26 protein-coding genes are annotated in these 25248 nt (G+C 36.9%); 12 read left to right on the top strand and 14 right to left on the bottom strand.

The features are described 5' to 3' along the window. The first annotated feature begins 11 nt into the window (after positions 1-11). From HBN50_RS10570 to HBN50_RS10585, 4 genes are all read left to right on the top strand, one after another. Positions 12-410: a hypothetical protein gene (locus tag HBN50_RS10570; protein WP_273869800.1), complete on the top strand. Its 399-nt coding sequence runs from the start codon at positions 12-14 to the stop codon at positions 408-410. A 71-nt stretch (positions 411-481) separates the two neighbouring features. After that, positions 482-1045: a Crp/Fnr family transcriptional regulator gene (locus tag HBN50_RS10575; protein ID WP_273869802.1), complete on the top strand. Its 564-nt coding sequence runs from the start codon at positions 482-484 to the stop codon at positions 1043-1045. A gap of 59 nt (positions 1046-1104) precedes the next feature. Then, positions 1105-1551 (top strand): DMT family transporter, encoded by a 447-nt coding sequence (locus tag HBN50_RS10580; protein WP_273869803.1) that lies wholly within the window; start codon positions 1105-1107, stop codon positions 1549-1551. Positions 1552-1659: 108 nt separating this feature from the next. Beyond that, complete coding sequence (locus tag HBN50_RS10585; RefSeq protein WP_273869805.1) at positions 1660-3534, top strand: hypothetical protein; 1875 nt, start codon at positions 1660-1662, stop codon at positions 3532-3534. On the opposite strand, the gene HBN50_RS10590 is transcribed toward HBN50_RS10585, so the two are convergent. The 5 genes from HBN50_RS10590 to HBN50_RS10610 are packed head-to-tail and all read right to left on the bottom strand — an operon-like array spanning position 3509 to position 6861. After that, positions 3509-3997, bottom strand: coding sequence for a YchJ family protein (locus HBN50_RS10590; protein WP_273869807.1), 489 nt, complete (start codon positions 3995-3997; stop codon positions 3509-3511). The two genes, HBN50_RS10585 and HBN50_RS10590, sit on opposite strands and share 26 nt — an antisense overlap. Positions 3998-4008: 11 nt before the next feature. Beyond that, complete coding sequence (locus HBN50_RS10595) at positions 4009-4683, bottom strand: class I SAM-dependent methyltransferase (protein WP_273869809.1); 675 nt, start codon at positions 4681-4683, stop codon at positions 4009-4011. Beyond that, on the bottom strand, positions 4664-5998 hold the full coding sequence (locus HBN50_RS10600; protein WP_273869810.1) for an MATE family efflux transporter: 1335 nt from the start codon (positions 5996-5998) through the stop codon (positions 4664-4666). Before HBN50_RS10600 ends, HBN50_RS10595 begins: the two co-directional genes overlap by 20 nt. A 12-nt stretch (positions 5999-6010) precedes the next feature. Continuing rightward, positions 6011-6367: a hypothetical protein gene (locus tag HBN50_RS10605; RefSeq protein WP_273869813.1), complete on the bottom strand. Its 357-nt coding sequence runs from the start codon at positions 6365-6367 to the stop codon at positions 6011-6013. Between the two features lie 11 nt (positions 6368-6378). Continuing rightward, on the bottom strand, positions 6379-6861 hold the full coding sequence (locus tag HBN50_RS10610; protein ID WP_273869814.1) for an ion channel: 483 nt from the start codon (positions 6859-6861) through the stop codon (positions 6379-6381). A gap of 137 nt (positions 6862-6998) precedes the next feature. Here HBN50_RS10610 and HBN50_RS10615 point away from each other — a divergent pair, with 137 nt between their 5' ends. Then, positions 6999-7727, top strand: a complete 729-nt coding sequence (locus HBN50_RS10615; RefSeq protein WP_273869816.1) for a hypothetical protein — start codon at positions 6999-7001, stop codon at positions 7725-7727. Here HBN50_RS10615 and HBN50_RS10620 read toward each other — a convergent pair. After that, positions 7724-10621 (bottom strand): helicase C-terminal domain-containing protein, encoded by a 2898-nt coding sequence (locus tag HBN50_RS10620; protein ID WP_273869818.1) that lies wholly within the window; start codon positions 10619-10621, stop codon positions 7724-7726. The two genes, HBN50_RS10615 and HBN50_RS10620, sit on opposite strands and share 4 nt — an antisense overlap. A gap of 108 nt (positions 10622-10729) precedes the next feature. On the opposite strand from HBN50_RS10620, the gene HBN50_RS10625 reads away from it, so the two are divergent. Genes HBN50_RS10625 through grxD form a run of 3 tightly spaced genes read left to right on the top strand, consistent with a single transcriptional unit; the run spans position 10730 to position 11795 of the window. After that, entirely contained in the window at positions 10730-11128 is a 399-nt protein-coding gene (locus tag HBN50_RS10625; protein WP_273869820.1) for a hypothetical protein, read from the top strand. 10 nt (positions 11129-11138) lie between these two features. Next, the gene (locus tag HBN50_RS10630) at positions 11139-11396 is read left to right on the top strand and encodes a BolA/IbaG family iron-sulfur metabolism protein (RefSeq protein ID WP_273869823.1); all 258 of its coding nucleotides are present in this window, start codon (positions 11139-11141) and stop codon (positions 11394-11396) included. A gap of 15 nt (positions 11397-11411) precedes the next feature. Then, positions 11412-11795 (top strand): Grx4 family monothiol glutaredoxin, encoded by a 384-nt coding sequence (gene grxD / locus HBN50_RS10635; protein ID WP_273869826.1) that lies wholly within the window; start codon positions 11412-11414, stop codon positions 11793-11795. A 19-nt stretch (positions 11796-11814) separates the two neighbouring features. Here grxD and HBN50_RS10640 read toward each other — a convergent pair whose 3' ends face one another. Beyond that, positions 11815-13929 carry a PAS domain-containing sensor histidine kinase gene (locus tag HBN50_RS10640; RefSeq protein WP_273869828.1) on the bottom strand — a complete coding sequence of 705 codons (2115 nt, stop codon included), beginning with the start codon at positions 13927-13929 and terminating at the stop codon, positions 11815-11817. 142 nt (positions 13930-14071) lie between these two features. On the opposite strand from HBN50_RS10640, the gene HBN50_RS10645 reads away from it, so the two are divergent. Further along, on the top strand, positions 14072-15175 hold the full coding sequence (locus HBN50_RS10645; protein WP_273869830.1) for an ATP-binding protein: 1104 nt from the start codon (positions 14072-14074) through the stop codon (positions 15173-15175). On the opposite strand, the gene HBN50_RS10650 is transcribed toward HBN50_RS10645, so the two are convergent. The 3 genes from HBN50_RS10650 to HBN50_RS10660 form a co-directional block, all read right to left on the bottom strand. Then, on the bottom strand, positions 15163-15897 hold the full coding sequence (locus HBN50_RS10650; protein WP_273869832.1) for a YebC/PmpR family DNA-binding transcriptional regulator: 735 nt from the start codon (positions 15895-15897) through the stop codon (positions 15163-15165). The genes HBN50_RS10645 and HBN50_RS10650 overlap by 13 nt on opposite strands. Positions 15898-15976: 79 nt before the next feature. Continuing rightward, complete coding sequence (locus HBN50_RS10655) at positions 15977-16378, bottom strand: response regulator (RefSeq protein WP_273869834.1); 402 nt, start codon at positions 16376-16378, stop codon at positions 15977-15979. Continuing rightward, positions 16347-17630 (bottom strand): CFI-box-CTERM domain-containing protein, encoded by a 1284-nt coding sequence (locus HBN50_RS10660; RefSeq protein WP_273869835.1) that lies wholly within the window; start codon positions 17628-17630, stop codon positions 16347-16349. Before HBN50_RS10660 ends, HBN50_RS10655 begins: the two co-directional genes overlap by 32 nt. An 83-nt stretch (positions 17631-17713) precedes the next feature. Here HBN50_RS10660 and HBN50_RS10665 point away from each other — a divergent pair, with 83 nt between their 5' ends. The 3 genes from HBN50_RS10665 (at position 17714) to rpsD (ending at position 19869) form a co-directional block, all read left to right on the top strand. Continuing rightward, positions 17714-18208, top strand: coding sequence for a rhodanese-like domain-containing protein (locus HBN50_RS10665; protein ID WP_273869838.1), 495 nt, complete (start codon positions 17714-17716; stop codon positions 18206-18208). A 2-nt stretch (positions 18209-18210) separates the two neighbouring features. Then, positions 18211-19065, top strand: coding sequence for an aminotransferase class IV (locus HBN50_RS10670; RefSeq protein ID WP_273869839.1), 855 nt, complete (start codon positions 18211-18213; stop codon positions 19063-19065). Between the two features lie 174 nt (positions 19066-19239). Next, on the top strand, positions 19240-19869 hold the full coding sequence (rpsD, locus tag HBN50_RS10675) for a 30S ribosomal protein S4 (RefSeq protein WP_273869841.1): 630 nt from the start codon (positions 19240-19242) through the stop codon (positions 19867-19869). A gap of 56 nt (positions 19870-19925) precedes the next feature. On the opposite strand, the gene HBN50_RS10680 is transcribed toward rpsD, so the two are convergent. The 4 genes from HBN50_RS10680 to HBN50_RS10695 are packed head-to-tail and all read right to left on the bottom strand — an operon-like array spanning position 19926 to position 25219. Beyond that, entirely contained in the window at positions 19926-20927 is a 1002-nt protein-coding gene (locus HBN50_RS10680) for a succinylglutamate desuccinylase/aspartoacylase family protein (RefSeq protein ID WP_273869842.1), read from the bottom strand. Between the two features lie 3 nt (positions 20928-20930). After that, positions 20931-21845, bottom strand: a complete 915-nt coding sequence (gene rimK, locus HBN50_RS10685; RefSeq protein WP_273869843.1) for a 30S ribosomal protein S6--L-glutamate ligase — start codon at positions 21843-21845, stop codon at positions 20931-20933. 11 nt (positions 21846-21856) lie between these two features. Continuing rightward, positions 21857-22894 (bottom strand): CorA family divalent cation transporter, encoded by a 1038-nt coding sequence (locus tag HBN50_RS10690; protein WP_273869844.1) that lies wholly within the window; start codon positions 22892-22894, stop codon positions 21857-21859. A gap of 12 nt (positions 22895-22906) precedes the next feature. Further along, positions 22907-25219 carry a mechanosensitive ion channel family protein gene (locus HBN50_RS10695; protein ID WP_273869847.1) on the bottom strand — a complete coding sequence of 771 codons (2313 nt, stop codon included), beginning with the start codon at positions 25217-25219 and terminating at the stop codon, positions 22907-22909. Between the last annotated feature and the right edge of the window lie 29 nt (positions 25220-25248).

Here is a 25248-nt window from a genome sequence, read left to right on the forward strand (position 1 = left end):
AAGGAGAGAAAATGAAGAGACTACTCACACTAGTTATCGCACTTTGTTCAATTGCATCTGCTAACGCCTCAGGTCATATTCTTTTTAACCCGCCAGTTGAATATAGTGACCAGAATGTTGAGTTTAAAGAAATCAAAGGAATTAGTTTCTATGCTCAATCGGTAAAATGGGGAAAGACTGTCGTCGGTCGCCAGCTTCACATGATGAACACAACGAGCAATCCAATTTGCGTTATGGTTAACTACCCAAAAAGTAAAAATGTTTTATCACAGCTATTTGATATTCAAGGGCCATTTATTATTGATGCCGGAGAAGATCGTTTCCTAGGAACTTACTGGGCCAAAGAAATTACTCAAAAAGCTCACCAAAGAATTTCTGTTCGCACTTTTGATAAAACAAAATGTCTTTAAAACAATAAACCAATGCCCCTCTTATTCAGAGGGGCTTTGTTTTCATCCCTTTTTAAGCTAATCTCACTCTTATGTCAGATCTACTAAAACAGGCCCTTCCCTATGGAAGTGAAGAGCAGCGAAGCAGTTTTTCCAACTTATTTAGTGAAGTAAAGAACTTGAAAAAGGGAGAGCTTCTCTTTGCTCAAGAAGAGATAAACCAAAACCTCTATTTCCTTTCACATGGTCATGTTCGTTACTTTGTTCTAACAAGTGATGGCAAGGAAGTAACAAAGTACTTTGCAAAAGCGCCGTGCTTTGTGGGATCAACTCTTTCTATGGCCAGATCAATTGGCGCCCCATTTGCGATAGAAGCCCTTAGTGATTTAGATTACTCAAAAGCTCACTATCCGACGATTCTAGAAAAAGCAGACCGACTACAAATCTATTCTTTGCTTCTTTATTTGATGGAAGAACTTTTCATCAACAAAGAAAAGCGAGAATTAGACTTTCTGACAAAAGATGCTAGTGAGCGCTATCAAGATTTTGTTAAAAGTTATCCAGATCTATTAAACTTAATCCCTCTCTATCAAATCGCAAGCTACATTGGAGTAAGTGCCGTTCAATTAAGTAGAATACGCGCTAAATCATCTTAACATATGTAAAGGCACATCTTAGCTCAACCATTTAAAGTGAACTCAACAACGAGGTCACAATGAAACTATCCACTCTCATCATAATTGCATCACTTCTAGGTGTCGCTCTAGCAACTCAAGGGGCCATGAATGCACAAGTTGGTCGCATAACAAAGATTCCCCTCTTTGCCTCTTTGATCAGTTTTTCTATGGGAACAATCAGCATTTTATTCATCTACTATTTAACAAACGAATCGCTTCCTCTTTTGTCTGATCTTAAATCAGTTCCTCCCCTATTTTGGCTTGCCGGTTGTCTTGGGGCCCTCTTTGTAAGCTCCGTCATCATCTTGATACCAAAATTAGGAGCCTCTCTTCTTGTTTCATGCATTATCTTTGGCCAATTGAGCTTTTCCCTTTTTATTGATTATTATGGACTGTTTGGGCTCGAAAAAAGACCCATTTCCATTCTCAATATTATTGGTTTTACAGTCATCATTTTAGGTATTTACCTCATCAAACTGAGATAAATGGCCGTCTAAAACTTAAACAAAACAATTAATACTCTATAGTTTATACACAACAAGGGATTTACGATGGGAAAGTGTCTAGAATTAAAAGAATAAAGGATACAATTTATGGCCAAAATCTTCATTCTCATATTTCTGATCGCACTTGGTAATCCAATTGCGCGAGCAAATGGAGAATGTTTTGATATGGCGAAATCCTTTAACAAGGCAAAGAAAGAGGAAGGCGAAAAAGTTCGTTGGTCAAAAGAGCTGATCAAAGAAATTGTCACGCTTATTCGAAAACAAAAACCCCTTATTTTTATTCAATCTGAATTTGAAAACGATGCCAAGCTTATTGAAGATGCGATTTTTCAAGTAACTGGTAAGAGAATGATCGCTCAAAATTTGAGAGTCAATATCTACACGTATTACAAAAGTATTGGAAACTTTAGAAAAGAACTCGATATTAAAAGAGCAGGCCTAGAGAGTGCAGACTCACAGGCTCCTTACACCTTTAAAAAAGTGTGGTCGAAAGAAAGTATTCTTGAAATCGTTAAGGAAATCAACAAGACAAAGAAATTGAAATTCATCACAGTTGACTTTAAAAATGAGGCTAAGTTAATTGAAGACTCTGTCATGAAAGTTTTAGGTCTAAAAATTAAGGCCTCTGCCTTACGCGTTCAAATATATAATCATTTTGAGAATATTGAGAATTTTAGAAAGGTCGCAAAGCTTGATACTCCGACAATTCACGAGCTAACAGATACCGAAATTGATCTCATTGCAAACTTTCTAAAAGAAAACTCCACTGTCTATAATTCGAGAGTTCCAGCGAAATGGCCAAAAATTAAAAAAGAGTTAAAGATTACTTTTTCTTTTAATGAATTCAAGATTGCAGTTGATAAAAAATTTAAATCAGTAGATGATTTTAATCGTCATTATCAACTTGTTAGAGAAAATCACCTTGGTTGGAAGAAAAAAGACCTAAAGAATTTCATGTCAGAAATTTTAAAACGTTCTAATGGTCGATCTAACTTCATTTCCTTTCTTGAAAATAATCAAGAGGAAGTTCAAGAGCTCGCTAAAAAATTCGATATCCCACAAACGGATTACAACAATATCATGCATGCCATCGCTAGAAGGTTCTCTACGTTTGACGACCTTCTCCATCAACTTGGTCGATTTAAAGATATGCAAATTTCTGTGCTCGTGAAAAAAGAGCTCAAAGTGATTCAATCTTTTCTTGATTACGAAAAGCTACCGAAGATTACAAATATTTCAGAAAATAGAAAAAAAGTAATCGATTTTTTTAAGGATACTTACGGAATAGAAATCGATAAGCCAGAGCTATTAAAAGTACTCAAACTTGCCCTAAAAAAGGAAAGTGATCTTACTCTTTTTAAAGAAAAGATTAAATTCGATGATATTTCGACTCTCTTTGAAAATTACTTTCAAGAGCATGGAATTGACTTTTATGCCACTCCAACAAAGACGAACCTCGAACTATTTACAAATATTGTTAAAGAGATTTATGGGGTTAAGAATGTCAGTTTAGATAAAGTTTCAAGACTGATTATTCATCTTAAGCTCGATGAAATGAACTTTGAAATTAATCCTTTTATATTCGAGCGAGCGAGAAATAACTATGTTCGTTGGCGTGATCACTACGATGAAACAAAACGAATTGCGATCACGAATAAAGCGGATGACGGTGGAATAGATTTCGACATTATTGATGAATCTGATCCGCTCTATGAAGTAATGGAAGAAGCGGCCCATGCTTTCTACGATAATCTAGTCGACGATCTGCCTTTTCTAACGAAAGAGCAAATCGAAGAAGGTGTCGACATTCTTATTGAAAACTATCAACACCCACAAGAAATTATTTTTAACAAGCTTTTAAGAATTCTCGACGAGGATGAAGTTGAAGAATTTCTTTTCACCCTCGGTCAAAATCGTGACGAATTGATTGAAATGATTAATTTGAACCACAGCATTTTTTAAATTTCTTACCAGACCCACATGGACATGGCTCATTTCTACCTACTTTTGGTGTCGCACGTGTATAACTTTGATGAACTTGTTTACCATCAACAAAATACCACTTTCCATCGACTTTCTTAAACTCAGAAAGTTCATGATGTGCTTGCTTAGAACCACCAATATCAAAGTGAGCAATAAACTCTACTTCACCTTCACTATCAGACTCTTGACCTTTATCTGTAGAAACGATCGTTAGTCCTAGCCAAGTCGAATTCTCGGCCCAGGCCTTAATCTCTTCTACTTGCAGCTCATCTCTATCACGTTCGTGGTGAGTGGCAACGATATAATCGATATTGTTTTTTACATAGGCGCTATAACGAGAGCGCATAAGCTTTTCAGCTGTTTTCGGGAAATCATTTCCTGCAATGAATGCTTCACAACAAGAAGTAAATTGTTCACCTGAACCACATGGACATTGTTCCATTAAATCCTCTCTTAAAATCTGAATAATAAATCAGTAAAAAATGTATCGTTTTCATTAAAGTGTATCTTACTCTCTAAAACTCGGGAAGACACAAAAGTAAAATGCTTGCGAATTAATTTTTGGTACTTTGTTTTTGACCGTCTAATAGCGTATTCATCTTTAAATTCGAGATCTTCAATTTGACGGTCCAATTCTTTATCAGTCGGAACAGAAAAATAAACATATTTACATTTCTTCGCCATAAACTCGAGGGCCTCTTCAATTTCTTCATCTGTCAGATATTGGAAAACAGAAGTACAAATACCAAGATCAAAAAACTTCATTTTCTCATTTTCTCGACAAAAAGAAATGATATCTTGGTTCATTAAAGTCAACTTAGTCGATTCTACTGGAGAGATATTTCTCTCTTTAACTTTTTCAAAGGGAAAACTCGAAGGTTCAATTCCTATTGCTTTATAGGGTATAAATTCTTTTATTACCCCTTCAAAGAGATGGCCTAATCCAAAACCAAAATCAATGACAGAGCTTACATCAATAAACTCGAGACCAAAAAGATTTTTAAGATACCCAACATGCTGTTCAACATTACCTATCCCATCCATTTCATCTGGACTAGAGTAATTTGTTTGCCAGTACTGATCTTCAAAGCCTTTGGCCCCAGTATTTTTAGAGTCCGAATTTGCCATAATGAGCCCCTACAACTTCACGCGTTTTCACATATCCACTCGCACCACGATAGAGTAATAATCCACACAGTGCGATCCAAACAACAATCAGATGATTAAAAAGAAAAATAATACAGATTAAAGGTAAAAACACCAAGAACACACCAATAAGCATATGCTTTCTTATAAACATAAACGCACCAAGTCCAAAGAGGATTCCATCATAGACATAGGCTACACTCGCGATGAACTGACTTAAAGCTATTAGTGGCCAAATTTTTATAAGCTCTTTAATAACTAAAGGATCGTTGGTAAAGAGAGCTTGAATTGAACTATCAAAGAAAAAATAGATGATACTAAAACAAAGTCCAATCAATCCGCCCATGTGCAATAAACGCATAGAGAGAATATTGAACGAGCGAAAGTCTTTTTTGGCCATATAATTTGCACCTTTCACATTGGCAGTGATGGCCACTCCATCGATAAAAAATGAAGAGAAAAGCCATGCTTGTAAAAGAATCTGATGGGCCGCAAGACTTTCAACACCAAGGGAACCAGCAATTTTAGTACAGATAAAAAAACTTGAAGTTAAGCAAAAGGAACGAACAAATAAATTAAATGAATTCTTTCCAAAACTTAACCAGCCTTCTCTTTCAGCTCTAACCCTTAAAAAGTGCTCTCTGATAAACTTCACTCTAAAGAGCAAGAATAAGCAAATGGCAAAACCCATTATATTAGCGAGCACAGTGCCAATGGCCGCACCTTTTAAACCAAGGTCAAATGGATATAACAGAAGCCAACTGACAACGATATTTGTAAGAGTTGTCAGACCAACGATATAAAATCCATCTTTCACTCGACCAAGTCCTCTTAAAAGCGATAACGCTGTCGTGTAGAGTAAGGTAAAGGGATGACCGATAAGACGAATAAGAAAGTATTCATCGACAAAAGGAATGATCTTCTCAGTAGCACCAGCAAAAGGATAGAGCGGGACTCTAATGAAATAAAGAAAAAGTGCGCTCCCAAGGCCAAGCGTAAAACTTAAAATCAAAGAGATTTTAATTTTAGAGACGACCTTCTGCTCATTTTCTTGACCAAAAGCACTTGAGACAGATTGCGTTGATGCATGAACAAGAAAATTAAACATCCATGTAAATGAACTCATAATAATGAGGCCGATCCCCATAGCACCTAACCACTCGGTTGAAAGTTTTCCAACCAGGGCCGTATCGACAACCCCACTTAGAGGTTCAAGCATCGAAGCAAAAATACTTGGCAGTGAAAATAAAAAAAGGGCCTTTAAATCAAGACCCTCATTTTCTTTAATTTGATTCAATTGTTCTTTTCCCTAGAAAGGAGCAGTTACCGCAAGATAAGCTGCACAAGAAGCTAGAATAACAATTCCGTAAAATGCTGCAAGTCTTCCCTTAGTTAGTCTCTTCGCTAGAACTGGTCCCAGAATTGTTACGAGGGCCCAAATTGTAATTTTAGCGTGAAGATAACCTGGCCAAGAACCACCGTGTGGTAGTTGAAGAGCTTTAGCAATTAACCCCATTCCAGCAACAAAGATTAAAAGAGAAGCAATCCCCGTAATAATTTTCGTAATTTTCGGTGCTCTTTCAGCACCCATGAAGCTAGCTCCAATTCCCGATAGAAAAAAGAATACTGCTACGTAGTGTAAGACTCTATAAAATGTTTCACTCATTATTAAACTCCCTATTTCAATTTATCTATTTTCTCTTCAATTTCTTTCAATCTTTTGCCGAGCTGCGCCAAACTCTTCTCTAAATGCAACTCTTCATGGCTCATTTCATATTGCATTCCCGCGACACTTTTGTCGATAATTTTCACTTTTTTATCTAGTCGAGAGAACGCTCTTCCTAGCATCGCGTTAGCAAAAAGGGCCGTATACGTTGCAAATAGCCCAGTCCCCATGAGCATTAGTCCAATGCCTAGTAGCTTGCCAAAAATGCTCTGTGGTACGACATCCCCATAGCCAACTGTCGTCACAGTTGCAAAGGCCCACCAAAGGGCGTCTATAAAATGTAGAACTTTAGGATTAATGGGAGACTCAATTAAATAAAAAATAAAGGAGCATAGAATAATTAATCCATTTCCAGCAATGGTTAGAGAAATAAAGGGAGGACTTTTAATTAAACCAAGTAATCGACTCGAATAAGTACTAAGACTCTTTTTCATTCTTATTTCCCTCACTTGGGTCTAAAAAAACCCTGTCTTGTAAAGAATTCAGCTAACAGTATAATTACTAATATACTGTTAACAGGTATTTCTATCAAATCGAAGTAGAAATGACCTCTTATCAAAAAGAGATCGCAATGAGTTATTTTAGAAAAAAGCAAAATGAAGACAAAGTCTTTCGTGGGTCCTATGTCTATACAAGAAACGACAATGTTTACTGTGAAGAAAATTTCGATCTGTACAAAGACAAAAAAGACTACTCGCTTACTTTTCAGTCTCAAATTATTTCGCGTGTCTCTACCGGAGAGCTTCTCAACGTTAGTATCGACTACACTGTTAATAAGGACTACATACCTCAAAAAGTTATTATCGATCGCTCTCTTGGAGAAGATCATGTTCAAGAACTTTTTATCTTCGATAGTCGATCGACAAGAATTAATTATTCCCTCATTACCAAAACTGGCGAAGAAAAAGTTACATTAAATACAGCTCCGAAGTTTCATATAGCAACACCTTCAATTAGCTGTTCGATGCTATTTCTAAGATCTAAGAAGTTCGACAACACGGGAAAGAATTTTTACTCCATTCTTGGAAGTAAGAATTTTTGGAAGTTTGATGAAGAGCCTAGTTTTAAAAATATCATGCTCCAAAGAACGAATACGACAACAGAAACAATTAACATCGACGGGAAATCGGTTACAGCAACTCAATATAAGCTTGAGGAGCAATCCGATAATCTTCTCGATGTAGCGCCTTCAGTCAGAATTTGGCTGTCTCAGCACTACACCATCCCCTATCTCATAAAGACACCCGATGGAACGAAGATTCAAATTAAGTATCTCAACAATTTAGATAAAGAGACTTAATTCTTAACAAATTCTTCAACACCCTTACAGGCCTGATCAAGTGAAGTTCGAACGACTTTATAGGGTTCCATTAATTTAAGAACCTTCTCCATTGTTCTTCCTTTCCAAGATCGTGTTCGCGAGTCAACAATAATCACTCCACCAAAATCTTTTTCAGTTCTAAGAAGTCTTCCTAGTTTTTGATGAAGAGACCTCGTCCTATGAGAAAGATAGTAGTCAGTAAATTCATTTCCAATATTGGCCTCATAAAACTCGCGTCGATCGCGAATAACGAGATCCATTCTTAAATCTGGAACTTTATCAATAAAGACAAATTGTAGGGCCTCACCTGGAACATCAATCCCCTCTCCAAAGGACTCCATTCCAAGAAGGATTCCATTACCAGAATCTTTAAACTCCTCGACAACATTATTTCCCATCCCTTGGACAAAAACAGGGATTTGGCCTTCAAATTTAGAAAGGAGATATTCTCGCGCCTTTTCGAATCGAGTCTTAGCAGAATAAAGAAGAAGTGATCTTCCTCCTAAGTTTTTTATCAGCTCACATATAGGGCCAAGTGTTTTATCGATAAAGTCGTGTGAATAGAGTGTTGGCGTATCATCACAGAGAAAGACACGCGTTTTATTTTCATAGTCATAAATCGCAGGAAGATAAAAACCTCCCTTAAAACGCCTTTCAGGAGAGCAGTATGTATAACCTGTTGCCCACTCTATTCCCCTTACCCCTTGATCGCCATGAGCATTTCCAAGTGTTGCCGATGTAAAGACAACTGAGGCTGAAGTTTCTAAAAGACTGTCGTGAAGAACTCTTCCCACATTGATAGGCGCTGAATTCATTAAAAAGCCAAAGGCTTCATGATAGCGAATGGAATGGGTGTAATCTGTTCTTAAATCAGGAAATCCAAGACCGAACTCTAGGGCAGTTTGTATATCTTGCACATGACCGAAAAAGGCTTCAAAGCGAGTTAGAGCAATAATCTCATTATCATTTTTAAGATTACTTGCCTCCCATTTTACAGAATAAGGCATCATCAACTTCGTTAATTCCGTAATGATATGGCGAATACTATCGAGGTGATTATAAATCCCCATTCCAAGTTGATCAGAACTTCCCTTTCTAATCATCGGAAGCTCATTCCAATACTCGGAAGTGTACCTCGGCATCTTTTTAAAGAACATTTCCACTTTATCAGGTAGTCCAAAGAGATGATCAGAAAGCATTCTTTGAAGACCCTGGGCCTCGTTTCGAATGTGATTAATGATCTCTGTCGAAGAACCCTCACTCTCCTCGTACTGAGCAAGAAGATAAAAAAGAGAACCAAGACCTTGAAGGTGGACAATAGATTTGCTTAGCCCCTCTAAGTCTTTAAGAGAAACTTCATAAGTACAAGCGCTTGTCGTTTCCCCTTCAATTTTGTGAGCTTCATCGACGACGATATACTCAGGGCGAGGAAAAGATTTTGGCCAAGAGAACATCAGAGCATGATTTCCAATAATGATATTGGCATCTTTGGCCTCCCTCAATCCTTTAATATAGGAGCAATCATTTTTAAAAGGACAGCTTTTTCCCGTACAGGCCCTAAAATCAACCGCAATATCCTGATCTCTTTGAGCAAATACTTCACCCTTTCTTTTAAAAACATAAGGTAGATCTCCTCTCATAATTTGGTGATCCACACCTCTCGTTGCATTATGAAAAAAGACCATATCGTAGTACAGGTCAGTAAATTTATCGAAAAATGTCTTATTCACATTAAAGAGATCTTCCTCTTCGACACTTTGTCTAAAGAGCAACTCACACAGGTGGTTTCCAGATCCTACGAGCTGTCTAATTTTTAACTCTTCATCATTTAGACCAAGAAGTTTACGAACTTGAGGAACATCCTTTTTCATGGCCTGGTTTTGAAGTGTCTTCGTTCCCGTTGCAACGAGAACTTGCTTATTATTTTCAAGAGCGTGAAGAGTTGAAGGAACGAGATAGCCCAGTGTTTTCCCCGTTCCTGTTGGTGCTTGAACGAGAGCGTGAACTTTGTTTTTAAAAGCTTGCCCAACACGAAGAGATAGCTCCTCTTGCGATTCTCGGTAGCGAAAATTTTCCATCTTCGTTTGAATCTTTTTCTCTTCTTGATAAATAGACCGAATATTTTGACCCGTAAAATCAAAACTAAAAAGCTTTTCTCCAACATCAATCGGCTCTTGTTTCTCATCCATCTTATTCTTGGCAATAAGAGCATGCTTATGAAGATCAAAATCAATTTGAGAAGCAATTTGATTCAGCTCATCTAGTGAAAGACAAAAGAATTTATAGTACCAATAATCAGTGAGGTTATATTTTTGAAAAAGAGAGTGAAGTGTCGTCTCTCTTGCCCTATCCATTTGAGCAACACGAGTTGCAATAAGAATCACTTTCAAAAGATCAAGAGAGTCCTGGTATCCTCGGTGGAGTTCTTTTTCAGCTAATTCCCATTCAACAATGAAATTCTCTAACTTCAATGATGAATAATGAGGAAAGAGCATTGCAAGATAGTAAAGAGAATCTTCATATTGCTCTCTGCCTGTTCCATCATCAATTTTATCAAAGTGTTCTTTGAAAAAGGATTCTTCAAAATCAGCATTGTGGGCCAAGAGGTGTGATCCATAGAGATCGAGAAGATCTTGCTTAACCTCATAGAACGTTGGGGCGTTCTTTAGCATTTTTGGTGTAATCCCTGTGAGCTTTTGAATAAAATGACTTAGCTCGACTTCACTTTTAACAAGACTGTCGTATTTACGAACTAAAGTTAGCCCATCAAATTGTAAATAACCAAGGTCAATAATTTGGTCATAAAGGGCATCTGCCCCCGTTGTTTCAATATCAATTACGGCCCACTGCCCCAAAGGATGATGATCTGACATGAAAGATCCTATAAATAAGTTAGAAAGTTCTCTTTAACGCATCTCAAAATATTGATAATGCTCAGCTTTTATTTTAATCTGGTGTTCTCGAATGACAAGGATACATGAATGAGTTCAACAGTAATTTTTCAAATTCAATCTTTTCTAATACTCGCCTTAATTTATTTAGGCGTCTATCACCGTAAAAACCGTGCGCTTCATGTTAAAATAATGTCTAGCGCTATTATTTGGGATTTGCTGCTAATTCTCCAAATTGAGTTTACGAGAAGTGCCATTTTAAAAGCTTCCAAGGTAATGACTAACCCAATGCTTTTAAAAATACACCTCTTTTTTTCGATTGGAAGCGTAGTGCTCTATGTTTTAATGGTTCTAACGGGTAGAAAAATCCTCGCAGGAGAAAAAGGTGTTCAGAAAAAACACAAGACTCTTGGTTGGACGACGCTAGTCTTTAGGACAATGACGGTAATTACAAGTTTTTGGGCCGCATGGCCTCAAGCAACTGCTTAAAGGTTTTTAAATGAATATTTTCGATGATGTAAAAAATTTGATTCAATCCAATATCACTGATGCCAAAGTAAAAGTATCAGACCTCACAGGTACCCAAGACCACCTTGGAATCCTTGTGGCCTCTGATCAATTTTCGGGCAAAATGCTTTTTCAGCAACACAAGATGATTATGGATATTTTATCTGAAAGATTAAAAACAGATATCCATGCCGTACAAATCAAAACAATGACTCATGAGCAAGCTCAAGAGCAAAATATTATCTTTTAATTTAAGGAGAATTATATGAGCGATAAGCCATTTAACATTATCAATAAAGAAGAAGAAACTCAGGCACAATCGGTCATCGATATCGATAAGTCACTTTCACTAGAAGAACAAATCAAAGGTCTCATTGGATCTTCAGATATTTTTCTTTTTATGAAAGGAACTCCGGATATGCCAATGTGTGGATTCTCAGCAAACTCAGTTGCAATTCTTAGCCAACTTGGTAAGAGCTTCAAGTCATTTAATATTCTTGCTGACGACGAAATCAGACAAGGCCTTAAAGAATATTCTAACTGGCCAACTTACCCACAGCTTTACTTCAAAGGGCAACTCATTGGTGGTAACGATATCATCACTGAAATGTTCCACAATGGTGAGCTAAACCAACTTTTCAATCAATAAAAAAAAAGCCTAGCGTAAGCTAGGTTTTTTTTGGCAATCTTATTTCAAACGTACACCCAAATTCATCATTATTATAGGCCTTAATACTACCACCATGCTCTCTTGCAATTTGATCACATAGAGCAAGCCCTATTCCACTTCCGCGAGATTCACGACCCTTAGTAAAGAGATTAAAAATGGACCCCTCCATTCCTTCACTAAGACCATTTCCATTGTCTTTAAATTTCATAATGACTTCTGAAGCACTTCCTTCAATCGTAAACAAAAAGTGAAATTTTCTCGATATGCTTTTATTTTTAAGAGAGTTATCGACAATGTTTTGAATAAGCGTTTTAAACTTAAAGCGATCAATCGCCAAGAAGTAATAATCTTTATCAATGTCACATTCTATTTTATCGGCCCTATCCATCAATGGTTTAGTTAAAGAAATCACTTCTTCAAAGAGAGTATTCATATTAACTTTTTCAAGATTAACACTCTCCATACCAATTCGTGAATATTCGAGAATTCCTCGAACAAGCTCTCGCATTTGCCCCGTGGCTTCTCGAATATAATTCATTGATCTATCAATATCCTCTCTACTACCTTCGTTAACTGCGACATTTAGAAGTTCAACAAATTGCTTGATATGTCGTATAGGCGCTTGCAGGTCGTGACTGGCAACAAAAGCAAATCGCTCTAGAAGCTCATTACTCTTACGAAGATCTCTTGTTTTTTCTTCGAGGTGACTTTGAACTTGTTTGATATTTGTTACATCAGTTAGAGACCCACTGGCATTGATGGTCTCCCCTTTTTCATTCTTTTCAAGAAAAAGCGAACATTTAAGCCAAATAAGTCGATCATTTTTTTTCATACAAAGAATCTCTTCTCTTTGTATTTGAAGATCACGGCTCTTTATGAGATCACGCCACCAAGAAAAAATGATTCTCTGAGATTCAGGGCAAAGAAGCTTTAGCGTCCATGGACTTTTAAAGGCCCTACGAATAAGTTGCATGTCAATATCTAGAGTTTTCGACTTGCCTTCCATCCACACTTCATCATTTGTAAAATTGTAATCGAAAAAAAGATCATTTGAAGCAAAGAGAACCTTTTTAAGCTTGATCGCCGCTAGCTTTCTTTCCGTTATGTCAGAGACTGTTCCAAGCATAAGGTTACTTTCATTTTCTAATTTAATTCCACGGTCTCTAAACCATCGGTACTGATCAGCAACGAAAACTCTGTACTCAATATCATAGGGAATCTTCTCCTCTACATGATCTTTTAAAGCTCTTTGAATTCGATAACGATCGTGTGGGTGAACAATATCAAGAAATTGCTTCATGTCGTTTACATGGCCTTTTTCAACTTGATAGAGACTATACAGTTTATCATCCCATTCGATTTGATCAGTGTTTATATTCCACTGCCAAAAGCCATCGTTGACTCCGCTAATTGCAAGTGAATGTTTTTTGTAATTTTCAATAACCTGACCAGTCGATTCGATAAGAACTGAATTATCAAGAAAATAAAGAACTGTTTCATCGTTTCTTTTTTCTTTAAAAACTTGGAAGTGATATTTTTTATCTTCTACTTCAAATGTAGCAACACTTCCATCGTCATAGTCATCATTGATATAATTGAAAAGCTTTTGATCTTTTTCTCCATTTGTCTTTAGTCCCAAGACATCTTTCAAATAAGAGTTCACAAAATTAACATTATCCTTTGAAAAGGAGACAAGACCAATGGGTATACGGTTAAAAACTTGAAACATTTCAAGTTCAATCGTTTTAAAAATATCATCCATATTGGGTAGATTTAAAAATCGAGGCATTAATTTTAAAAGAACAAATGCAGTCACAAGAGAGATGATTGCCGTAAACAATTTAAAAACTCCCGTGTATCGATAGACTCCATGCCAGACAGTAATGATCTGATTGACGTGAGTAATTCCGCAAAGAAAGATAAAGCCCGCAAAGAGATAGAAAATCCACTTACTTGGCAGATCATTTCGTTTTTTTGTCAGATAAATGAGGCAACAAGGGATGAAAAAGTAGCAAAGTGCTATAAGCAGGTCAGAACCAATATGTAATAAAAGAAGATCTTGGCGCCACAGGTAACAATGTCCATGTGGCATGTAATTTCCCATCAAACTCATAATAATTCCTAAAATTTTTTTATGTAATATAATGAATGCTAAAGTAATTATAATTACATGGGAGAGGCGGCAAAAGTCCTTTTTTTTAAAAATTGAGGTTTTATTAAACTTTCTTAACATTTAATTCTTTTAAAATAGAATCATGACAAAAAAGGCAAAAAAAATTCGTATTCTAATTATTGATGATTCAAAGCTCGACTGTGCTTTTCTTTTTGAAAGTCTCAAAAAAATGAAACTCTTTGAAGCACAGGTTGAATTTGCTTCCTCTCCTAGTGAATGTCATTTTGAAAATGCTAATTACGATCTTATTTTCTTTGATTATGCATTTCAGGGAATGACGGCGAGTGATTACATTCTCTCTAACCACGACCTGCTTTCTAACTTTCCAATTGTCGTAATTAGCGACTGTCAAAGTCCTATCATTGGACATAACATGCTTAAACTCGGTGTTATGGACTTCATAAGTAAAGATGTTGTCATGAGTTTAAATTTTGATATTTTCATTTCAAATACTCTCGAACGTTTTACTCGTGATCAACACTTAAAAACACTTCTTAAGAACACACAAAAATATACAAGTATCGTTTCACATGACCTTAGAAACCCTCTTTCAACTATCCAGTCATATCTGGATATTATTTTAGAAGAAGACGCCGATACTCAAAAAGAGATCGTACGCATTTTGAAAAATACCGTTGAGAGCTCAATGCTCATGCTCGAATCTCTTCTCTCTGATATGCAACTTAAGAATGAAGAAATCATTCTTGATACTAAATCAATTGATCCACACGAATATATTGAAAATATAAAAGATGAAGTTAAACAGCTCATCGAAAGTAAAAATTTAAAGTTTGAATTTAAAAATAGGATTAAAGAAGATCAATACATTGAAATTGATCCTATAAAAGTTAAAAACGTACTCCTTAATCTTATTAATAACTCTTGTAAATTTACTGTAGCAGGTGGAACGATTGAGCTTGGAATGACTCAAGGAGATCAGAATCATATTCGTCTTTACGTCAAAGATGAGGGATTAGGTATTGAAGAAGAGAGTATCGAAGATCTCTTTGATGATCAAAAGAAAACAACTCACCAAGGTGTTCTTGGTCAAAAGGGTTACGGGATCGGACTTCCCTATTGTCAAAAAGTGATTCAAAAGCATAATTCGAAAATTTTTGCCATGGCCAATTCAACAAAGGGAAGTACGTTTTACTTTGATATTACTTCTAGGCCTTACTCATCGTAATTTTCACAGTTGTGATAAACTTGTTGAACATCATCATTATCTTCAAGAGCATCAATTAGCTTTTCAAAGTTTTCCATATTCTTGTTTTCAAGATGTTTAAACGTTGTTGGAATTCTTTTTAATCCCGCTTCTTTTGGTTCAATGCTTAAGTCATTAAGCTTAGACTGAACACTACCAAAGTCCTCCATGGCACAAGAGACACTGATCAATTCTGGGTCCTCAAAATCGACATCCTCAGCGCCACCATCAATCATCTCCATCATGAAGTCATCTTCTTCTAGAGAAACATCTTCTGTTGCAATAACAAAGATTCCTTTTCTTTCAAAAATAAATTGCAGGCACCCATCTTTTCCAAGTGATCCGTTAAACTTATTAAAATAAGAGCGAACAGCTGAAACAGTTCGAGTATTATTATCAGTAGCACACTCGACGAAGACGGCCGCACCATCAGGGCCATAACCTTCGAAAGTAACTTCAATATAGTCTTCGCCTCCTGCTCCAGAGGCCTTCTTTATAGCTCTTTCAATATTATCTTTTGGCATGTTTTGACCCTTGCAGTTTTGGATTGCAAGGCGTAGACGAGGATTAGAATCTGCATCGGGGCCACCATTTTTAACTGCAACAGTGATTTCTTTGATTAGCTTCGTGAAAATCTTTCCACGCTTAGCATCTTGAGCACCTTTTTTGTGCCTGATATTGGCCCATTTACTATGTCCTGCCATAGAAACTCCTCTTTATGTAACATCATGAATGCTAGAGATTGTAGCAGGTGAAAAGGAAGGTGAAAACGTTTCTCTAGAATTATGACTCAGAGGTAATTTCAGACTCAATTTCTTTAATCAATTCTTCAAGGTCGAAAGGCTTAGTGAAAAACTTCTTAGCACCACCTTTAAGGGCCTCTTCAATAGAAATATCGGCCTGGCCTGAAACAAAGAAAAAGTGAGGACGATCACTCTCGCCAATTTTATTCACAGCATCGAGAACGGCCATTCCATTACCATTTGGCATTTTGTAGTCTGAAACAACAATGTGAATATCTGATTTCGAGATTAGATCGATAGCATCGTTACCACACTCAGCAGTTAGAGTTTGATAACCGTGGTAAGTGAATTCTTCTTCCATGAGTTCTAATATATCTGGCTCATCATCAACGATCAGAACAGTAATTTCACTAGGATTGAAGCTCTTTTTTTCTACTAACAACGTTCCCTCTTTTTTTAACGATAAGAAGTGAAAGAATTAAAGTTATAAGGGCCATTATATAGTAAAAATGTTTAATCGCAAAGTAAGATATATATGAAAAAATTCTTACGCTGAAAGCAAGGTACTTATTCTCATAGATATATTGCGCATACTTAGGAGCGGATGTGTAATAAAAGTTAACAAATCTCTTTCCAAAACTATTTTGTAAAAGGACCTCGTCTCTAATTGAGCGAAAGTAGTCGAGAACGTAGTGATCCTCTCCAAATCCTGCTGAAATAAAGTAGCAGGCATTTTTCTTTAAAAATGGTGGGATCTCTTGAGGCTGACCCGTGAGCGAGTCAGATTGAGGAGTGGCAAAGAAGTACTTATTTCGATAGGCCACAGTGATATTGTATGTTACACCATTTGATAGATCAGGAATTTGAACAGAGTCACTTACTCCAGCAGTTTCGCTTTCAAAAAGAATAGTCGGGCTCTCAGAACCACTCGTTCCATGAAAGGGAGCATTTCCTGTTCCATCACTGATAAAAATCGTATCGTAACGATCACTAATCGTTGTCGATGATGTCTCATAAGTGACATAAACTGACTCATCTCCAGGCTCAACTGTTGAAAGGCTAATGACAACTGTCTCATCCAATTTCGTACTAAAGTTGATACGAACATAAACGCCGCCTTTATATTCATCGGCCTCAGGATTGAGACCTGTTTCAAAGGCCGTATCTGTATCAACGAGTCCAATATAGTAAATCTGATCCTTCTCAACTTGTTGAGAGCTATCGGAAAAACCATCTGAAGCACAGTCGACAGGAGATCCACACAAGTTTGACATTGGGACGTCTAAGGCCTGCGAGTCAGTGTCTGAAGAGAAATTAGCCGTTGATAAATAAACCATATCAAAATCAGTATCCGATCCATCTCTTGCTGCAACAAAGAGCTTCTTCTCGTCTGAGTCTACGTCAACGTCCACAAAGAATCTCACCGTTCCAGCACTTATCGTTGCAAGATCACCATTAGATTTTGTGAAATATTTATTTTGATCTGTCGTCGAAGAGCCATTTGGGTCAACGGCCACGAAGACTTCATAAGGCTCACTTACTGAAGAGCCACTCTTTCCTTCAATAACAAGATCATAAGATGTCGTTTTAACCATACGAACAACAGGCTCATCAGAATCCGTTAAGACAACCGATAATGAATAAGAGTTGAAAGACATGAGAAAAGTTAAAATGAGTATGGTTAATTTATTCATAAGTTAAATTATCGCAGTTCATTATTATGATTGTCAAAACTTCACCGTGGCCAAAATCCACAAAAATGAGCATAATGACGCCCATGAAAACACAATTATTCCTTTATATTAGCTTATTATTTACCCTCACTTCATGTTTCTCTCCTGAGAGCTATAAGAACAAGGCCAAAATCATCGAATCAATGAGCGCAAGCATAGAAAAAAGTAATAGTAACATTGAGCATATTAGAGCTTCTGAAATCACAGAAGAGATGATTCTTGTAGACGTTAGAAGTGAAGAGGAAACCTCAGTCAGCATGATTAAAGGAGCAATAACTCAAGCTCAATTTCTTGCTGAAAAAGAGCAATATTTAGGAAAAAAAATTGTCGCTTATTGTACAATAGGATCGAGAGCAACGAAGTTTGCAAAGAAAATGAAGGCGCAAAATATTCCCGTCGCCAACCTTAAAGGTGGTGTTCTAGCATGGGCCCATCACAGTGGTCTGTTCGTTAAAGATGGGATCGAAGTAAAAAAAGTTCACGTGCTCTCAGATGCGTGGAACTTGCTTCCCGATGGCTTTCAAGGAGAGGTACCTTAATTATGATCGTTAACATCAATGGGAAAATTTTTGATCAACATGAAGCAAAGATCTCAATCTTTGATCGTGGTTTTCTCTATGGTGATTCGATCTATGAAGTCACACAAACCTTCAATCGCACTCCTTTCATGCTTGAAGAACATCTCGATCGCCTTTGGCGATCTGCTCAAAAGCTGCACCTAAAACTTACCTATTCTAGAAAGCAAATTACCGATGAAATATTAAAAACTATTGATGCCCTTGATACTGACAGGGCCTATATTCGCCTCATTATCACTCGTGGTGAAGGAGAGATTAATCTTGATCCAACGATCGCAATCAAGAACAATCTCATCGTCATTGCCAAAGAACTCCCACCAAACCCTACTTGGTGGTACGAACAAGGCGTGAGCGTCATCGTGGCCGATACAATTAGAACATCCATAAAATCCGTTGACCCTTCGGCAAAATCTGGTAACTACCTCAACAACATCATGGCCTACGAAGAAGCCGTGAGCCAGAAGGCCTTCGATGCCATCATGCTCAATCACGAAGGGCTTGTTACCGAGGCAACTACAAGTAATATCTGGATTGTCCAAGACACAAAAATACTGACTCCACCTCTTGAAGCAGGGCTTCTTGGTGGAACAATGAGGGCAAAACTCATTGAAATTGCTAAGAAACATCAAATCACAGTCTTTCAAGAAAACTTCAACGCAAAAGAGCTTCGCATGGCCGATGAGTGTTTCCTCACCTCAACAACGCGCCAAATCGTTCCTGTAACGACAATAGATAGCAACCCCGTTGGAGACGGAAAACCAGGAAAAACGACACTCTCCCTCTTACAGCTTCTTAGAAAAGAGCTTGGTATCCACTAAAATACACTCTAAACCGTGAAAAATTCTCACTTCCCCAATTGACACAGGGCCAGTTTTTCGTTAAATTTCTCCGGTCGCATTCAAGTTAACAATTTGATTTAAGGGCTCTGGGATATTCCAGTGATGTGATGCGGCCTTGGCCATGTCCCTTAAATCTTTTCCATAGGAGCTTATATGGCAAAGTCAACTACGGGTAGAGCTCGTTTTAAAATCCAAAGAGCATTAGGTCTAGAACTTCCAGGTCTAGGTAAAGCTGGTGCACTAGAAAGACGTCCATACGGACCAGGTGTTCACGGGAACAAAAGAAAGAAAATCTCTGACTATGCTGTTCGTCTTAAAGAAAAGCAAAAGCTAGTTTACCACTACGGTCTAAGAGAAAGCCAACTCGTTACTTACGTAAAGAAAGCTAAGAAGAACAAAACAAGAGCATGGATGGATACACTTATCATCACTCTTGAGTCTCGTCTTAACAACGTTCTTTTCCGTCTTAACTGGGCACCATCTGTTCCAGCAGCATCACAAATGATCGCTCACGGACAAGTTCTTGTTAATGGAAAGAAAGTTGATAAATCATCTTACCTAGTTCAAGTTGGTGATGTAATTACTCTTTCTGACAAAGGTTACAACAACCAACTTTACAAGCAGTCTCTTGAGACTCCAAGACTTCCATCAGTACCTGCATGTTTTACAGTTGAGGGAACAGACAAGCAAAAAGCAACACTTTCTGCAGAAGCTCTTCCAGCTGATATCCCATTCGAGTACAATGGTCAGCTTGTAACGGAATACTACTGGAAAGTTAAGTAATTTTCTAAAAGAAATGTTTCGATACACAAAGGGCGCTTATTTAAAGCGCCCTTTTTTTATTCTTCTAAAAGAAAATATTCAGGATCAAACTCTTTAATACGATTCGTTGTGGCCACATTGAAAAGGGCATCCCCCTCGTTCACAAGAGGCAAGAGACTCATTCCAATAATAAGCCCATCATATTTAGATTTAAGAGTATAGGAAGTATCACTAGAAAGATCACTTATTCTTCCGACAATCTCCCCCTTAGAAACATGGTCTCCAAGTTTTTTTGAACTCGAGAAAACGCCGCTTCGCTTTGCTCGAAGCCAAGCTGATGATTTTGCAATAAGAGGATCAATCGCTTTTTTCCTCTTAACTTCTGGAATCATTTGTAAGCGCGAAAGAACACTTGAAATCCCTTTTAGGGCCATCTCAATGACAGGCCTTTCAAATCGTAAGGCCTGACCTCCTTCAAAAAGAAGAACAGGAGTCCCCGACTCGTAGGCCGCCTCACGTAGAGAACCATCGCGAAGCTTACTATCAAGAATGACTTTTGTACCAAAGCACTTTGCAAGATCTTTAATTTTAGACCCCTTCAAAGAAATTCTGACCTGGGGAAGATTAGAGCGATGAATAGCACCGGTGTGAAGATCGATACCATAATCACATTTTGAAACAACTTCACTCATAAAGATATGGGCCATTCTTGAGGCGAGTGAGCCTTTTTTATTTCCAGGAAATGAGCGATTTAAATCTCTTCTATCTGGAAGATAGCGAATGGCCGAATTAAAACCAAAGACATTAACAATAGGAATCACTAGAAGTGTCCCTTTTATTTTTTTTAAGTAGGTTTTTTTGAGCAACTTACGACAAACCTCAACTCCGTTGATTTCATCGCCATGAACAGCGGCACTAACAAAAACAGTTGGTCCCTTAACCTTCCCACGAATAACATGGACAGGAATAGAAAGTTCAGTACAGTCAAAAAGACTTGGGATTTTTAGTGAAACGAGAGCTCGCTCTCCTGGCTTAACGACCTGTCCACCAATTTCAAAATCCCTTACCCACTTTTTCATTCTCTAACACCTTTGCTTATCTGAGTGATGAACCTTTAGTTCAAGAGACTCAATGTATTCAAAGATCTTTGCAGCAACGTTAATTCCCGTAGAAGTTTCAATTCCTTCAAGACCAGGAGATGAGTTAACTTCCATAACTTTAGGTCCATCATTTGAACGTAGAATATCAACACCAGCAACCTTAAGCCCTAAAGTCTTAGCAGCAAGAACTGCTGTTTTTCTTTCTTCAGGAGTGATTTTAATTTTCTCTGCATATCCACCACTGTGTAGGTTAGAACGGAACTCCCCTTCCTTGGCCTGTCTTTTCATACTAGCAACAACTTTATCACCAACAACAAAGCAACGAATATCAGCACCACCAGCTTCTTTAATGAACTCTTGAACAAGAAAGTACGCATTAAGTGATTTGAAGGCCTCCATAACACTTTCAGCCGCCTTCTTTGTCTCAGCAAGGACAACACCCTTTCCTTGTGAACCTTCAAGAAGTTTGATTACAAGAGGGGCTCCACCACAAAGACCGATCATATCATCAATCTTTTCAGTACTATGAGCAAAACCAGTAACAGGCATTCCAATTCCCTTACGAGCAAGGATTTGGTGAGCACGAAGCTTATCACGCGATTTTAAAATGGCGCCAGAAGGGTTCACAGAAAAAGTCCCCCCCATTTCAAATTGTCTTAATACGGCCGTTCCATAAAATGTTACAGAAGTTGCAACTCTTGGAATAATTGCATCAAAGTTGATCAACTCTCTTTCCATATAATGAACTGAAGGATTGTTAGCCGAGATGTTCATGTAACATTTAAGAGGATCAAAGATTTCGACTTTATGTCCTCTTTTTGTTCCTTCTTCAACCAAACGCTTACAAGAATAACTATCTGGTAAACGCGATAAAATACCTATTTTTAACTCTCTCACTGTAGGACCTCCTAGATCCACTTTTTTCGTCTAAAGAAAATAAAGACAATTAGAATCGAAATGAACATTAAAGACAAGGCAAAAAAATAGCCAAATCTCCATTTTAACTCAGGCATATTAAAAGCCGATCCCGGATCAAAGTTCATCCCATACAGCCCTGTAATAAAGGTCAGAGGGAGAAAGAATGTTGACAGGACGGCAAGAACCATCATCGTATCATTCTGCTTAGAAGAAGTGATAGCGATTGAAAGGTTAATGGCATTACTAAAGTTATCGAGAAGTGAATGCGACTTAAGGTTAAGAATTCGAATATTTTCATGAATCTCATCCCAAAGACTTTCATAACGAAGATTATCTAATTCCTTGAACTCACCAATAGCATCTTTTAATTCGTCATCGATCTTCTCAAGAAGGAAACTCCCCTTTTGAATCTTCTCTCGGTGAGGAATGATGGCAGTAATTGTATCGTGAGTATTTTCACCCTTCGTTAGTTTTTCACTTAATTTATAATAATCAATTTTAATTTTCTTAAAGGACTTAATGTATTGCTCTATAAAGTGATCAAGTAGGGCCATAAAAAGAAAGGGCGCCTTCTCGCGAGAGATCTTAGATTTCTTATGAAAGAATCTCTTATCTAAAAATCGTTGGTAGAAATCTGATTCTTTACTTGAAAAAGTTATGAGATGATTCCCTTTTAAAATAATCCCTATGTTTCTAGATTCAAGTGAACCAGAGAAAACATTTTCTTTTAAAACGGCAATGAGGTAGTCATGATTTTCCATATAAGGAAGTGACATTGTACTCAATATGTCTTCGAGATATAACTCGGAAATTCCAAGTTCAAGAAGAATTTTACAATTACTTTTTGAAAACCCATTGAAGTGAGTCCAGCAGTTAAGATGGCCTAGTTCTTTTAAGTTAGAATGAACCTGGTCCCCAGAAACATTAGCAAATGTTTGTACTTCAGATGAACGATAAATAATTTGTTCAATCGTTGAATCTTGCTCAATCGTTAAATGACTGATGTCTCCAAATATTTCTGTTGGCACATTGCCCCCCTACTAATCTTGAATGATGTGTACATCCCTTTGAGGAAATGGGATTGTAATGTTATTATCAGCTAGAACCTTATTTATAGCATGCATGACATCACTTTGAACTTGATATTTATCTAGCGGTCGGTTAATCCAAAACCTTACAGTAAAATTTAAACTACTATCTCCAAATTCTTTAAATAGAACAGTTGGTCGTGGCTGGCTCATGACACCTCTTGTTTCAACTGTCGAATTTTCGATGAGATCACTTACTTGCTTGGGGTCTGATCCATAAGCAACTCCAACAGAACACTTAACAGCGATTCGATTATCATTAAGAGTCCAGTTCACTAGTCTATTGGAAAGAATTTCTGAGTTAGGAATAACAGTGTTTGAGTTTTCAAAAGATTCAACAATTGTACTTCTAATTCCAATTCTTTTAACTTGTAACAATTGACTGTCTATTTCGATGAAGTCCCCTACGCGAACAGGTCTTTCAAACAAGAGTATAATTCCTGAGAGGAAATTGTTTACAATATTTTGTAAACCGAAACCGATCCCCACCCCAAGTGCAGATGCAATCAGAACAAGGTTTTTATAAGTCACACCTAATACGGAGAAAGAATGTATAATGAAGATTGCGATAAAAAAGTATTTTAAAACAGAGTCTATATGAGCTGTTTGTTTTTTTGCTGCAACTGGTTCATCAGCATCTTCAAAAATGACATGAAAAAATGAAAGTCCTAAATAATAAATTACTCGATAAACGTAAAAGAGAATCACCAACTGAAAAGGCTGTTCAAGATAGATTGGAGTACTTGCAATTGTAAAAAGTTCGACTCGTCCAATATCTGTAATGAGTAAGAACTCTCCGGCCCACTTATTCACAAGGACATAAATGAAATACAGGAAGAAGACAACGTTAACCATCTTCACCATAGAATTAAAAAATTCTTTCAATTCAAAAAGTTGAATTTTCTTTTTGAAGTTAATGAGAATCTCTAAGATAAAGTGATAGAGAAACCATCCCCAGAAAAAATATCCAACACTTTCAAAAAGATTATTACCAAGTTCTTTACCAAGAGATTTATATCCAATAACAGCGATAAATGCACTCAATCCAAGAAGTAGAGAAAGCACTGCTGTTAGAATATTTAGAGCTGAAAGGAAGAGACTTCCCTTTTTAACATAACTTGCAAATGAACTTCCTCTAATCGAAGAGGAGATTTTAAAGAAGCGATATGAGACATAAATAAGAAGAATATCCCTAGCAAAAGAGATAACATCAGAATTAAATTCAAATTGAGTTTCCAAAATATAACAAGTAAAAAAGAAGATGAAAGCAATCTTAGGATAAGATCCTCTTACTTCATTTTCACTTTTATTAATCTCCGTTAAAACGAGATCAATCATAGGAATAAAGCAGCGGTTCCAAAGAAGAGGAACAATAACAAGAGTAATAACAGTAATGAGAACTTTTAAAGAGGATGTTGTTTCTCTAAAGAGGCTTAGGGCCTGAAAACTAACGAGAATACTGATCAAGGCCTTATTATGATAGAGTGTTTCAAAGACACCACTAGAAACAGTGCCAGTAAAATTAATTAAGTTCTTATCCACTAACTGTTTAAGTTTAGAAACAATTAAAAGTAAAGAAATCGTTAAAAGAAAGGCAATTGTGACAAAACTAAAAAAACGAATACTTCTCTCTTTATTTTGAAGATTCTTAGAAATTGTTGTGAAGGTCTCTTTAAGACTACTCACATCCTTTGTCATGAGTTTTTTAAATTCTTCAACTGGTTCAACGAGAGTTTTTCTAACGGCAAAACTAAATAGTGTTTTGCTATTATCAGAGCGAAGTTTACGATGTAAGAAGGCCTTCCACTTTCTAACTCCATCCATGGAAAGATTAATATTTTTTTCTAGTCGGCTAAAGTCATTAACAATTTTATCAATTGAACTAAGAAAACTTTCGTTTACACTCTTGTCTATTTTGACACCAGAGATTTGTTCGATATCTTTATTGTCGAGCTTTAAATCATTTGCTCGAACTTTCTCTTCTTCAATAACGACAACTAACTTTCTAATTTGTTCTTCAAAGTCTTCAACTTGTGCTAAGTTTTTCTTTGCATCAGCACGATCAAACTCCCCAGAAACAAGTCCGGCAAATTCTTGCGCAATCTCTTTTTTCTTTATTTTTAAAATTCCGTAATCAATATTAATTTTCTCAAAACTGAGTTTTATTTTTTCTAAATCCTGCTCACGACTTGCCAACGATTCTTCATTTGCAAACGAGCATAAAGAAATTAACAGACTAAAAAGCACAACTATACTTATTTTCACAACTATCCCCTTTGAACATTCATTATTTT

It is taken from the genome of Halobacteriovorax sp. GB3 (assembly GCF_028649655.1).
In the GTDB taxonomy this organism is placed as follows: Bacteria; Bdellovibrionota; Bacteriovoracia; order Bacteriovoracales; family Bacteriovoracaceae; genus BSW11-IV.

Bases quoted from the DNA above. Each gene is read 5' to 3' on its own strand.
- HBN50_RS10570 (WP_273869800.1), top strand. From the start codon at position 12: ATGAAGAGACTACTCACACTAGTTATCGCACTTTGTTCAATTGCATCT.
- HBN50_RS10575 (WP_273869802.1), top strand. From the start codon at position 482: ATGTCAGATCTACTAAAACAGGCCCTTCCCTATGGAAGTGAAGAGCAG.
- HBN50_RS10580 (WP_273869803.1), top strand. From the start codon at position 1,105: ATGAAACTATCCACTCTCATCATAATTGCATCACTTCTAGGTGTCGCT.
- HBN50_RS10585 (WP_273869805.1), top strand. From the start codon at position 1,660: ATGGCCAAAATCTTCATTCTCATATTTCTGATCGCACTTGGTAATCCA.
- HBN50_RS10590 (WP_273869807.1), bottom strand. From the start codon at position 3,997: ATGGAACAATGTCCATGTGGTTCAGGTGAACAATTTACTTCTTGTTGT.
- HBN50_RS10595 (WP_273869809.1), bottom strand. From the start codon at position 4,683: ATGGCAAATTCGGACTCTAAAAATACTGGGGCCAAAGGCTTTGAAGAT.
- HBN50_RS10605 (WP_273869813.1), bottom strand. From the start codon at position 6,367: ATGAGTGAAACATTTTATAGAGTCTTACACTACGTAGCAGTATTCTTT.
- HBN50_RS10610 (WP_273869814.1), bottom strand. From the start codon at position 6,861: ATGAAAAAGAGTCTTAGTACTTATTCGAGTCGATTACTTGGTTTAATT.
- HBN50_RS10615 (WP_273869816.1), top strand. From the start codon at position 6,999: ATGAGTTATTTTAGAAAAAAGCAAAATGAAGACAAAGTCTTTCGTGGG.
- HBN50_RS10620 (WP_273869818.1), bottom strand. From the start codon at position 10,621: ATGTCAGATCATCATCCTTTGGGGCAGTGGGCCGTAATTGATATTGAA.
- HBN50_RS10625 (WP_273869820.1), top strand. From the start codon at position 10,730: ATGAGTTCAACAGTAATTTTTCAAATTCAATCTTTTCTAATACTCGCC.
- HBN50_RS10630 (WP_273869823.1), top strand. From the start codon at position 11,139: ATGAATATTTTCGATGATGTAAAAAATTTGATTCAATCCAATATCACT.
- grxD (WP_273869826.1), top strand. From the start codon at position 11,412: ATGAGCGATAAGCCATTTAACATTATCAATAAAGAAGAAGAAACTCAG.
- HBN50_RS10640 (WP_273869828.1), bottom strand. From the start codon at position 13,929: ATGAGTTTGATGGGAAATTACATGCCACATGGACATTGTTACCTGTGG.
- HBN50_RS10645 (WP_273869830.1), top strand. From the start codon at position 14,072: ATGACAAAAAAGGCAAAAAAAATTCGTATTCTAATTATTGATGATTCA.
- HBN50_RS10650 (WP_273869832.1), bottom strand. From the start codon at position 15,897: ATGGCAGGACATAGTAAATGGGCCAATATCAGGCACAAAAAAGGTGCT.
- HBN50_RS10660 (WP_273869835.1), bottom strand. From the start codon at position 17,630: ATGAATAAATTAACCATACTCATTTTAACTTTTCTCATGTCTTTCAAC.
- HBN50_RS10665 (WP_273869838.1), top strand. From the start codon at position 17,714: ATGAAAACACAATTATTCCTTTATATTAGCTTATTATTTACCCTCACT.
- HBN50_RS10670 (WP_273869839.1), top strand. From the start codon at position 18,211: ATGATCGTTAACATCAATGGGAAAATTTTTGATCAACATGAAGCAAAG.
- rpsD (WP_273869841.1), top strand. From the start codon at position 19,240: ATGGCAAAGTCAACTACGGGTAGAGCTCGTTTTAAAATCCAAAGAGCA.
- HBN50_RS10680 (WP_273869842.1), bottom strand. From the start codon at position 20,927: ATGAAAAAGTGGGTAAGGGATTTTGAAATTGGTGGACAGGTCGTTAAG.